The following is a 12051-nucleotide window of genomic DNA, read 5'->3' as shown; positions in this document are numbered from 1 at the left end:
TCGTGTCTTTTGCAAGCCGCCGGCAAGCCGGCGGCCATCACACAATTAGAACTTCTTGTTGAACTCAGCGGTGAACTTCATCGAACGAGGTGCGGTGTAGCTCAGTACCGATTCATACAGAGCATAGCGTCCCTGGTTGGTGTTGTAACGCTCGACCACTTTTTGCGTGGTTTGCGTGTCGAACACATTGAAGATGTCCAGTTTCACAGACAGGCCTGGCACATACGCTGGTTTGTACGCCACGTTCAAGTCCAGGTTTTTGTCCCATGGCAGATTGCCCACGGCGCCACGTGGCGAAGGAACGTTCTGATTGCCAGTTGCACCGAAGCAATAGTGCGAAGCGGACTGATAGTTAAAGTCCTTATCTTCGACCGACTGCGTGTTCGGGTTGGTACCAACGCACGAACGTGGGCGGCCCGAAGCGAGCAAGGCGGCTGCACCCACGGTCCACTCTGGGGTCAGGTCGTAGAAGCCGTAAGCCTTGATCTGATGCTTACGATCATTTGGCAGGCGGCCATCCGCATAGCGCATCAGTGCTGCGTAATCCCAGGTCTGGGTAGCGGCAACGTCTGCCTGGCCAGTCGTGGTATCAGACAGCGTCTGACCTTCGGTATTGCCGCTGCTGCGCGACAGGGTGTAGTTGACCTTACCATACCAGCCGTTACGGTATGGATGCTCAGCAAACACATCAAGTGCAGCGTAAGTACGCTTGGCCTTGTCGAAGCCCAGGTCTTCCTTCGTCAGGTGGACGCGGGTGTAGTTGGACTGCGTACCTGCAAAGTCAACCAGGAAGTCATTTGCTTCGCCCGGGTTGAACGATGCGCAGTTAAAGCCGCCGTAGTTCGAAGTATCGATACCATTACGCTTGGCGTATTTAATGAGCACGCGGCCATCGCAGAAGTCATCGATCGTCGATTTCAGGGTACGGTAAGTAACCTTGGCACCGAAATTCAGGCTAGGGTTGTAGGCCTTTTCAAAGCCCAGGGTCAACTCATCCTGGAACGATGGTTTCATGTCCAGTGCAGCAACGGTTTTCGGATCTTTTGCTTGACCGAATTCATTGTTTGCAGACAAGACATCCGTCAACTGGGTCAAGCCCGTTGGCGCACCATGCGCATCCGTACCCGTGTAAGCGTAGTACTGGTTGGTGTTCAGCGAACCGTTTGCACCGCGCAGAGCGATCACGGTTGGCATTTGCAGGGTGTAACGGCCAGCGCTACCGAATACTTTGAACGATGCATCGCCATTCACGTCCCACACTGCTGCTACGCGTGGAGCGTATTGGTTCTTCATCTCAATATACTTGGTGCCGTCCTGGTTGGCATTGTAGAAGCCTTCGCGACGCAGACCTGCGGTCAGCAAGACGTCCTTCGTCACTTGCCAGCGATCTTCAATGTACTGAGCATCCTGACCAGCGAAAGCATTCGATACGGTCGAGGACAGGACACGCGACACATAAAAACCTTGCGATGCGAGCGGGCCCTTGCCTGCCAGCACGCCAACTTGGCCGCCAGGAACGTTAAATGGCTGAGTGGCATCCGGTGTCTTGCCGTACAACCACAGTACGCCACCGGCCAGGGCGTCGCCAGCGTCTGTCGAGGACATCTTGTTATTGTCCAGACCAGCACGCAGGGTATGGTTGCCAATCTTGTATTCCAAATCCAGACGCTTGGACGTTACGCGATCGATGGCACCATTGACTGGTTGATTGGTCGAGAACGGCTGGCCGCCCGTGTAGTTCAAGCCTTGCGCCTGATCCGCCTTTGCCGCACTCACTTGTGCCAGCGTTGGATCGTAGCCCGTAGGCTGATAGATATGCTTGGCACGCGACTGGCCATACAGGGCCGTGACGGTCAGGTTATCGGAAATGTTACCAACGTAGCGCGCAATGTTGGCTTCGCCGCCGTTCGGGTTGAATGGGCCGTATTCTTCGTGGGTAGACGAATTGACCTTGCTGCCGACGGCGCGGGTATCGTATTTGTACGAACGGAATTGCGTATCGGTCTCTGGCAAGTCACCGATCGTGGTGAACTCGATGCGATGATTATCGGAAATATTCCAGTCCAACTTACCGAAGTAGCGCTGCGTGGTGGTCTTGTAGTCGCGCCAGCCGTTACTATCGTTAGTCAGCGCGGTACGGCCGCCGAAGACGCCATTGCTTTCGGCGCGAGTTTGTTCCAGTGCAACGAAACCGAACAAGGTATCCTTGATCAGCGGACCACCAACATAGGCGGAGTACTGTTTTTGCTCGAATTCATTGTCTTCGCGGCGAATACGCAGGGTCCCGTCTGTTTGCGGGAACACGCCGGTATTGGCGTAGTACATGTCACGCGACTTGGCGCGCAACGACTTCGGTGCGATCGAGACCAGGGCACCGGCTTCCCAGGTGTTGGTACCGGATTTGGTCGTGACGTTGACCACGCCGCCAACCGAACGGCCAAATTCAACGCCGTAACCGCCCGTCAAAACCTGAGCCTGAGCGATCGCGCCAAATGGCAGTTCCATCGCGCCCAACTGCGACAGCGGGTTGGTTACCGGGAAACCGTTGATGTAGTAGGCATTTTCCGAAGCGCCGCCACCACCGAAGCTGGCTCCGGCGGGATAGGTCGGATCGCCACGGGTGGTATTCGGGGAGAGTTGAACGATTGCCTCGACGTTACGTGCGATCGGCAACTTGTCCAGCTCGCGCGCGGTGAAGGTCGCGCCATTGGTCGAGCTCGAGATATCGATGCGGTTGCGACGACCCGTCACTTGCACGGCCTGAACGCCGCCAGCAACAGGGAAAATCGCCTCGACGCCTTGACCGGCCAGCACTTCCAGCGACGTGGTGCCAACAACCGATTCGCCCTTCTTCAGCGTCACGGTATAGGTGCCGATAGGCAGACTCGTGGCACGGAATGCACCGTTTGCATCAACTGCCGTGGAACGCGTCTGGTTGGTACCATTGTTTTGCAACACGACGGTATCGCCAGCGCCGCTGCCGACCTTACCAAAAATACTACCTGCTGCGTTTGACTGCGCCATGACGGGAGCAACGACCATGGCGGACATGGCGCCGGCGCTGAAGGCCAGCGCCAGCGCACGAACTAAAACTGTTTTTCTCAACATGTGGTTTCCTAATTATTAGATTAAGCGTCTCTGGTAGAGTTGCTTGGTAAATTTTAAGCACTAAATCATGTTTAATACGTTTTTATTTCCGGTTTTAGTTTTTGATGATTTGACACTCTCCCACCACTGATATGGCAGGCTTCAGACAAAACAGGAAAAACCTACTTGCCTAAGCGATACATAAAACCATATGCGATTGTTCACTGTCAACATAGTAGGAAAATATGATGCAAAGATACAACAAAAATGAATGGCGCCGGACAATGGCAAATGCGTCCAAGATTGTGCGGCAATGCACCAATTTGATGCACTGCAAAAAAACGCATATTAATATGCGAAAAATTATTGTTTGAAAACACACGACGTTGCGCTCGCCTCACGCCCATGGCCAGAACGTGGAATACCTGCCATGGCGCTCCTGCAGCCCTTGAAACGCCGCCTTCCGAGCATGCGAAGCATGCGGGATGGCAGCAGACCTGTTGCAGATTGACAACACCCGATGGAATTGAACTATTCAAACCTGAAGTTTTCAATTACATTGTATGAATACTTCTCACGGAGTTATTTGCGTTTGAATATAAGTTATTAGACGCACCAACGATTATCAGTATCCGGAAATAGAATTTCCATATTCATTATCAGAATAAAAAAAATAAATAGAAACACACCCTGCATTCTCCCCTCCGAGAAATAAAAAATCAGCGCCATCAAAAAATCCATATCTGGGCAATCAGAACATATAACGCAATAACGCAATAACGCAATGCTCTTATTTCTCGATGAGAATCGCATGGAATAACATCTGCAGTTATTGCATACAATAATCTGGAATTAAAAACAGGTTTTGATGGCCGGTGCCGGCTCGCAGCTTCCCTCCCATGCGCGCATGGTTAAATGTGGCAACGCCAGCAGCACGCTGACCCGCCATGCCACGATGGCAGCCTTCCCGCGGCTGCGGAACATCCCCTCTCCCCGCATCGCTGCAGCACCTCTTGTCCATTCAACTTGGCAAGAAAATTCATAATTTGCCTATACATATTGATATTCAACTTCTTATCGCAGCTTCAAAAATCGTCCGATCAACAAGCATGTAATTTGATATCGCAACAACAGCGCACCGTGCACAAAATAGGCAATATCTAAAAACAGGCAACGGCCCCGGCCATCAAGCCTTCGGACAAAGTCAGTCTGTCGCATTGCCCATGCCTGCCGTGGCGGCGAAACGACAGGCTGGCGCACCAGAATGGTGCGCTGCGGAAGCGCGCTGTCGTGCCGCGCCATCGCGTCAGGCATCGGCGCGAACGCGGCGTCAGGAGACGCGCCGCTTCCCCTGCGGCACCCGGCCGCCGACAACGCCCATGCGACAGGAAAATGGCCCGATATCCGCCCAGGCCGCCATGCATTGCCCGCAAGAAGGAGTAAAATGCCGCCTTGCGCCGCGCCACGCGGCTGCCCACTCTCCGCTAGATACGGAGCCCTGCACTTTTCGGATAGACACCATGCTGCGACTCAACGAAGTAAAACTCCCTCTCGAACACGACGAAGCGGCCCTGCCCGCCGCCATCCTGGCGCGCCTGGGCATCGCTGCGGCCGATTTGCTCGGCTTTACCGTCTTCAAACGCAGCTATGACGCGCGCAAGCGCAGCGCCGTGGTGTTGATTTACTCGCTGCATGTGGACGTCAAGAATGAAGCGGCCGTGCTGGCGCGCCTGCAGCACGACGTGCACCTGATGCCCGCGCCCGACACCGACTACAAATTCGTCGCCGGCGGCGAACAGCTGGCTGGCCACACCAATGAACCGCGCCCCATCATCATCGGCACGGGTCCGTGCGGCCTGTTCGTGGCGCTGATCCTGGCGCAGATGGGCTTGCGCCCCCTCATCCTGGAACGGGGCAAGCAGGTGCGCGAACGCACGGTCGACACCTTCGGCTTCTGGCGCAAGCGCGAGCTCAATCCCGAATCGAACGTGCAGTTCGGCGAAGGCGGCGCCGGCACCTTCTCGGACGGCAAGCTGTACAGCCAGATCAAGGATCCCAAACACTACGGCCGCAAGGTCTTGACGGAATTCGTCAAGGCGGGCGCGCCCGAGGAAATCATGTATGTGAGCAAGCCACACATCGGCACCTTCCGCCTGGTCAAGATGGTGGAAGAAATGCGCGCGAATATCGAGCGGCTGGGCGGCGAATACCGTTTCAGCAGCAAAGTGGTCGACCTCGACATCGTGCCAGGTGCCGACGGCGGCCAGGTGCGCGGCGTGGTGCTGGACAATGGCGAAACCATCGCCAGCAACCACGTCGTGCTGGCCATCGGCCACAGCGCGCGCGACACCTTTGAAATGCTGCACAAGCGCGGCGTGTACATCGAAGCGAAACCGTTCTCGATCGGCTTCCGCGTGGAACACCCGCAATCCCTGATCGACAGCTGCCGCTTCGGCCCCAGCGCCGGCCACCCGATCCTGGGTGCGGCCGACTACAAGCTCGTGCACCATGCCAGCAATGGCCGCTCCGTCTACAGCTTCTGCATGTGCCCGGGCGGCACGGTGGTGGCGGCCGCCTCGGAACCGGGCCGCCTGGTGACGAACGGCATGAGCCAGTATTCGCGCAACGAGCGCAACGCCAACAGCGCCATCGTGGTCGGCATCACGCCGGCCGACTATCCGGGCGATCCGCTGGCCGGCATCGCCCTGCAGCGCGAACTGGAAGAGCGTGCATTTGCCTTGGGTGGCGGCAACTACGATGCTCCAGGGCAATTGGTCGGCGACTTCGTCGCTGGCCGCGCCTCGACGGAATTTGGCAGCGTGGTGCCGTCGTACAAGCCGGCCGTGCACCTGACGGACCTGGCGCCTTCGCTGCCCGAATACGCGATCACGGCGCTGCGTGAAGCGTTTCCGGCGTTCAACAAGCAAATCAAGGGCTATTACAAGGCCGACGCCGTGCTGACGGGCGTGGAAACGCGCACCTCGTCGCCGATCCGCATCAAGCGCCGCGACGACGACCTGCAAAGCCTGAACACGCGGGGCCTGTTCCCCGCCGGCGAAGGCGCCGGCTATGCGGGCGGCATCCTGTCGGCCGCCGTCGACGGCATCAAGGTGGCCGAGGCGGTGGCCCTGTCGATGGCGGCGCGCGGCTAGGCCACGCTGCCTCCGCCCTGCGGCGGGACGAAAAAAAACCGGCACCATGTGCCGGTTTTTTTATACCTGTACCTGACGATTAAAACTTGTACGAGGCATTCAGGTAGCCAGTACGGCCGCGCGGATCATAGTAGCGGTCGTCATAGCCGAATTGCTGGCCGCGGTTCGCGCCGGACGTCGATGGCACGAACGGGGGGCTCTTGTCGGTCAGGTTCAGCACGCCTGCGGTGAAAACCCAGCTCTTGCTGGGAGTCCAGACCGTCTGCCAGTCAAGCGTCGAATAGAACCCGACCCGCATCCGGATATCTTCCTGGCCCGTCACGGCGCCGGAAGCGTCGATCACGTCGACCGTCGTTTTCTGATCCTTGTAGCCGGACAGGAAGTTGACCGTCAGCGAATTGGCCCAGTTGCCCGTTTTCAGGGTGTTCGTCCACTGGCCGCGCGTGCGGAAAGTCACGGTGCCCAGTTCGGCATAGTTACCCAGCGCAGAATAATACTGACCACCGCGTTCCAGCTGTATATCCTCGCGCAACATCTGCGTCGCGTTCAACTGCGAGGTAAACAGGCCGATACCCGAGCGGTAACGGGCGCTGATATCGATATCGACGCCGGTGGCGAACGATTTGCCCAAGTTCTGGTTATCGGCCAGGAAGGCCAGGTAGGTCTTGCCCGTACCGACGTCCGTATTCACGCCCCACGATTTCGGATATGCCGCGGGATTGGCGAACACCAGCTGCTCGGTCAACTGGCCGAAGGAATCGCGGATCTGTACATGCCACAGGTCGGCGCCCAGGGTAATGGCGCTGATCGGCTCGTAGCGGAAGCCCAGGGTGGCCTGTTTCGACTTCTCTGGCTGCAAGTTGCGGTTGCCGCCGGCCAACTGATCGTACTGGTGGTTGCCTGGCTGGCATTGGGCATTGAGGCGCGTGGCAATCGCTTGCAGGGCCGGCGTACACGTGTACTTGTCGCTGGTAACGCCATAGCCGCGCTGCAAGGCGTTGACTTGTGGCACTGTCGGCGCATGGAAACCATTGCCAACGGAGCCGCGGATCAGCAAGGTGGGTGCCGGCGTCCACTTGAAGCTGGCCTTGGCCGTGGTGGCGCCGCCGAAGTCCGAGAATTCATCGAAACGCAGGGCCGCGCCCAGTTCCAGTTCCTTCAGCACCGGCGCGATAATTTCGCTGAACACGCCCTTCGACGTGCGACTGGCGCTGTACGGCTTGCTGCTGGCGGCATCGCCGAAACGCTGGTCGCACTCCAGTCCCGCCGCGCCGCCGCACAGGGTGCCCTTCACTGGGTCGGCCAGGATGCCCTGTGCAAACGGGCTCGGTTTGGAAGAGAATTCCTCGCGATTGATGTTGGCGCCCACGCCCAGCATCATGGCGCCGCCCGGCAAGCGTCGTATTTCCGTCGAACCATTCAAATTGATGGTTTGCAGGCGCGACGTGCCGCCATCCCAGTAGCCGGTGAAGGCGGCCGCCTTGATGGCTTCCTGCGCCGCAGCCGATTGCTTGCCCGGACCGACGAAGGGATCGAGTAAACCGCTCGATGTCAGGTTGCCGACGGCAATCGCGCCAGGATAACCGGAAATACTGCCTTTTACGCGGCTTTCCGAGAAGTTGTAGGAGGCATTGTAATCCCAGCCGGCGGCCACGCCGCGCGTGCCCACCACCACACTGGCGAAGTCGGCCGTATCCTTCGAGGTGCGCTGTCCCATGTCGAACAGGCGATAGGCCGCCACGCTGTCACCGGTAATACCGATCGGCAACAAATACTTGTCATGCAGCGGCGTTCCCTTATCGATGGAAATCTCGCCCGGCACGGGGGCGATACGCGAGGTCTGCTTGGTGCGCGACAAGAGTACGTCGGCATACACTTCGTGACCGGCGACTTTGAAGGTACCGGACGCCATGAAATTGTCGCGTTTGCGTTCCGGATAGATCTCCAGATCCTTAACAAAATCATAACCGCAGTAGTCATTCAAGCGCGGGGTGCCATCCGGGTCCGCATACGGTTCAAGCACGCGGAAAGTCTTGGCGGGGCAGGAGCCGTTGAGCTTTTGATAGGGACTGATCAACTGACCATTGTCATCAACGGCGTTGGCGGGAATCGGGCTGACCGAAAACTGCTGCTTCTGATAGCGTTTGCCGTTGGCCGAGAATTGCACCTTGCCCGTGTTGGCGAACGAGCGGTCGACCGAGGTCAACTTGTCGCGTTCATCGTGGCCAAAGGTCAGCACAACGTTGTAGCCATCGTCTTCCAGGTTGCCGAAGCCCTTGGTGGCACTGATACGTTTCTCACGCGCACCGTTCTTTGGCGCCGAATAGCCGATGGAGACGTCGCCTTCCGTCGTGTCGTGCTTGGTAATGAAGTTGACCACGCCGGCAATGGCGTCGGCGCCGTACAGGGCGGACGCGCCGTCGGTCAGCAGTTCAACCCGCTGAATGGCGGAAATCGGGATCGAGTTCAAGTCGAAACCGGCGGCAAAGCCAGTCAGGGTCTGACCGCCGAACTGGGCCAGGCGCTTGCCGTTCAGCAAGACGAGCGTACGCGTCTCACCCACGTTATGCACAGAAATACCGGAGAAACCGAAGGTGCTGCCGCCGACCGAGGAACTTTCGCTGGTGGCGCCCTGGGCGGAAGAGAGTTTCTTGACCAGGTCGGTGACCGAAGTGGCGCCCGAGGTGCGGATGGCTTCGGCGGTCAACACGGTGACGGGCAAGGCACCTTCGGCGGCGATGCGCTTGATCGACGAGCCGGTGACTTCCACGCGCTGTATCTGCGTATCTTGCGCCACCGCAGACTGCGAGGCAACGGACAAAGCCGCTGCCATGCCACCGGCACAGACAATGCGAACGGCACGGGAGATGACGGTTTCTTTAAGCATGACGAACCCTTTTCATTTTTGCATTATGTAAGCAACAAAGCTGCTATCCGGACTGCATCCACTCTCCTAAAGGCACTCTTCCTGCACCGCACGTTCGACAGTGTGCCAGCCCCGCTCCCGCATGAGGGAAGGCGAACCACGATGTCGGTACAACAGCCGAGGCCAGCCAACTGAAAGTTAGCTAGACAACTACATAGAATCACGGGGATATTCTTGGTGTCAACAGAACTCACGTCGCGTATGGCATACATACAACATTGTGAAAAAAATAGAAGTCAGGCAGGCATGCCACCCAAAGATAGCGTACAGAGCAGCCGTGGTCAGCTGGCCAGCGGCAGCCTGATCTGTATATGACAGCCGGGCGTGCTGTCGATGGCGCACACCTGGCCGCCCAATTGCTGCACGATGGTGTAGACGATGTGCATGCCCAGGCCGGAGCCGCCCTGGCCCCGCTTGGTGGTGAAGAACGGTTCGAACATGTGTTCGCGCACGGCCGGCGCCAGGCCGATGCCGTCGTCGGAAAAATCGAGCAGCAGCCAGCGCGCAGCCGCGTCGGTGTCATCCTCCTCGATGCGCGCGCGTATCGTGATGCGCCCCGGCCCGCCCTGCGGATAGCCATGGCGGGCGCTGTTCATCAGCAGGTTCGAGAGGATTTGCGACAGCTTGCCGGCCGCCAGGCGCACCTGGCAATCGGGGGCGATATCGAGTTCCACGCCCAGCGCCGCCTTGCGCAATTCCGGACTGTGGGCCGACACCAGGCCGTGCACATAGTCGTGCAGCGCCAGGTCGGCCACGTATTCGCTGACCTGGTCCACGGCCAGTTGCTTGAAATTGCCGATCAGGTCGGCGGCGCGCGCCAGGTTGCGCTCGATCAAGGCGGCCGCTCCCTTGAGCGACTCGGCAATGTCGATCAGTTCGGCACGGCTGACCTTGGCGCCGCCCAGCAGCTGCACCAGCTGGTCGGCATAGCTGCCCATGCTCGACGCGGCCGTCAGCGCCACGCCGATGGGCGTGTTGACTTCATGCGAGACACCGGCCACCAGCGAGCCGAGGGCCGCCATCTGCTCTTGCTCGATCAGGTTGGCCTGCGCCGCCAGCAGCGATTCGGTGCGCACGCGCACGATTTCTTCCAGCTGCTGGGTGCGCTCCTGGTGCTGCAGCTCGGCCGCGCCGCGGGCCGAGAAGATCGACAGCAGCAGCAGCGCCAGCAAGCGCTTGTTTTCATCGATGGGCCGCGTGTCGATGGCCGACAGGATGCCCAGCGTCTTGCCATCGGTGTCGATCAGCGGCATGCCGACATAGCTTTCCGCCTGCATGTCGACGAGGAGGGTATCGAATGGAAAGCGACGCTGGATATCGCTGCCATGAAAACACATGCTCTGGCACGTCACGTCCTGGCATGGCGTGTGCTGCAGGCTGTATTCGATATTCGGCTGGTAACCGTCGCCGCCCCACAGGGCGAGGGTGCGGATGCCTTCGCTGCCATCTTCCAGGCGCACCAGGCGTCCGGCGATCACATAGTGCACGTCGAGCGCTTCGGCCAGGTCCTTGACGAGGATGCGCAGGAAGTCGTCGCCCCGGGCGTGCGCCGTCGAGGCGGTAATCGAGCGCAGGGCCGCTTCCGCCAGGGTGCGCCGCTGCTCGGCATCGAACAGGGGTTCTTGCGAATTCACATCAAACAACGGAATACTCATGAATGCTCCTGCACGGCACCGGAAGCGCAGGCACACCTGCCGGCGCGGCGACTCTCAGCCATGGCCCGCCCCAGCGGACCTGCCGCGATTGTACCCCTGGCTATTGCTTAATAATACAGATACACAGGAATTTTTTACAGCCAGCCGGAACGCTTGAACAAGTAATACATATAACCGCAGACACAGCTCATCACTGCCACGGCGGCCGGATAGCCATAGTGCCAGTCCAGCTCAGGCATGAACTTGAAGTTCATGCCCCAGATACCGGCAAACGCCGTAAACACGGCGAAGATGGCCGCCCAGGCCGCCAGCTGCTTGTTCACTTCGCTCTCGTCGATGGCCACCATCGACAGATTCACCTGGATCGCCGTGCTGATGGTGTCGCGGATGGTGTCGAGCGTGCCATTGATGCGCGCCAGGTGGTCGTGCACGTCGCGGAAATACTCCTGGGTATCGTGGCACAGGGGCGGCACGCGCCCGCCGTGCAGCTTGCCCACCGCTTCCATCAGGGGAGCCACCACGTGGCGCAAGACCATGACCTTGCGCTTCAATTGATACAGCCGTTCGATATTGTCGCGCTCGGTGCCACGGTCGAAGATGCGGTCCTCGATCAGTTCCAGCTCCGATTCCAGCGCGTCGAGGACGGGAAAGTAACGGTCGACGACGGCGTCCATCAGCGCGTACAGCACGAAGGCCGAGCCCTGGCGCAGCAGATGCGGTTCGCGCTCGGCCCGCGCGCGCACGCCGAGGAAACCTTGCGAGCTGTTGCTGCGCGACGAAAGCACGTAATTGGCGCCCACGAAAATGTCGACTTCGCCCAGCACCAGTTCATTCTCGACCATTTCCACGGTTTTCACGACGGCAAACAGGGAATCGCCATATTCCTCGATCTTCGGGCGCTGGTGGCCCCGCTGCGCGTCTTCCACCGCCAGTTCGTGCAGGCAAAACTCGTGCTGCATCTGTTTCAGCTCGTCCGGCGTGGCGTCGAGCAGGGCGACCCAGACGAAACAATCGGGGCGCTCGACGTAATCGCTGATATCGTCGATCGGCAAGTCGGCCAGTTTTTTGCCATCCTGGTAGGCCACGCAGTTTATGAGCATGCTATTCCACAGTTCAAGTTAACACCGGACGAAACAGTCCGGCAGGCGCCAGCTTACCTTATCGCCTGCAGTGCGTGTTGTGGCGTGCGAAGGACGCCGCGTGGAAAAGCGGACGGGGGAGCCCCCGTCCT

At 58.9% G+C, this 12051-nt stretch carries 5 protein-coding genes; 1 reads left to right on the top strand and 4 read right to left on the bottom strand.

The features are described from left to right. Positions 1-45: 45 nt before the first annotated feature. The gene (locus O3300_RS23980) at positions 46-3108 is read right to left on the bottom strand and encodes a TonB-dependent receptor plug domain-containing protein (RefSeq protein ID WP_289899854.1); all 3063 of its coding nucleotides are present in this window, start codon (positions 3106-3108) and stop codon (positions 46-48) included. 1499 nt (positions 3109-4607) lie between these two features. Here O3300_RS23980 and O3300_RS23975 point away from each other — a divergent pair. Next, positions 4608-6239: an NAD(P)/FAD-dependent oxidoreductase gene (locus O3300_RS23975; RefSeq protein ID WP_305054319.1), complete on the top strand. Its 1632-nt coding sequence runs from the start codon at positions 4608-4610 to the stop codon at positions 6237-6239. A 79-nt stretch (positions 6240-6318) separates the two neighbouring features. Here O3300_RS23975 and O3300_RS23970 read toward each other — a convergent pair whose 3' ends face one another. The 3 genes from O3300_RS23970 to corA all read right to left on the bottom strand — a co-directional run bounded on the left by O3300_RS23970 (position 6319) and on the right by corA (position 11920). Beyond that, a complete protein-coding gene (locus tag O3300_RS23970; RefSeq protein ID WP_305054318.1) occupies positions 6319-9072 on the bottom strand; it encodes a TonB-dependent siderophore receptor in 2754 nt (917 codons plus the stop codon). Between the two features lie 374 nt (positions 9073-9446). Then, positions 9447-10820 carry a GAF domain-containing sensor histidine kinase gene (locus O3300_RS23965; protein WP_099665309.1) on the bottom strand — a complete coding sequence of 458 codons (1374 nt, stop codon included), beginning with the start codon at positions 10818-10820 and terminating at the stop codon, positions 9447-9449. Positions 10821-10954: 134 nt separating this feature from the next. Next, positions 10955-11920, bottom strand: a complete 966-nt coding sequence (gene corA, locus O3300_RS23960) for a magnesium/cobalt transporter CorA (RefSeq protein ID WP_034760218.1) — start codon at positions 11918-11920, stop codon at positions 10955-10957. Positions 11921-12051 lie beyond the last annotated feature (131 nt).

It is taken from the genome of Janthinobacterium sp. SUN206, assembly GCF_030587305.1.
Classification (GTDB): domain Bacteria; phylum Pseudomonadota; class Gammaproteobacteria; order Burkholderiales; family Burkholderiaceae_D; genus Janthinobacterium; species Janthinobacterium kumbetense.
This window is presented reverse-complemented; position numbering and strand designations above follow the sequence as displayed.

Excerpts from the sequence above, each read along its gene's own strand:
- O3300_RS23975 (WP_305054319.1), top strand. The coding sequence starts at position 4,608 with ATGCTGCGACTCAACGAAGTAAAACTCCCTCTCGAACACGACGAAGCG.
- corA (WP_034760218.1), bottom strand. The coding sequence starts at position 11,920 with ATGCTCATAAACTGCGTGGCCTACCAGGATGGCAAAAAACTGGCCGAC.
- O3300_RS23980 (WP_289899854.1), bottom strand. The coding sequence starts at position 3,108 with ATGTTGAGAAAAACAGTTTTAGTTCGTGCGCTGGCGCTGGCCTTCAGC.
- O3300_RS23965 (WP_099665309.1), bottom strand. The coding sequence starts at position 10,820 with ATGAGTATTCCGTTGTTTGATGTGAATTCGCAAGAACCCCTGTTCGAT.
- O3300_RS23970 (WP_305054318.1), bottom strand. The coding sequence starts at position 9,072 with ATGGCAGCGGCTTTGTCCGTTGCCTCGCAGTCTGCGGTGGCGCAAGAT.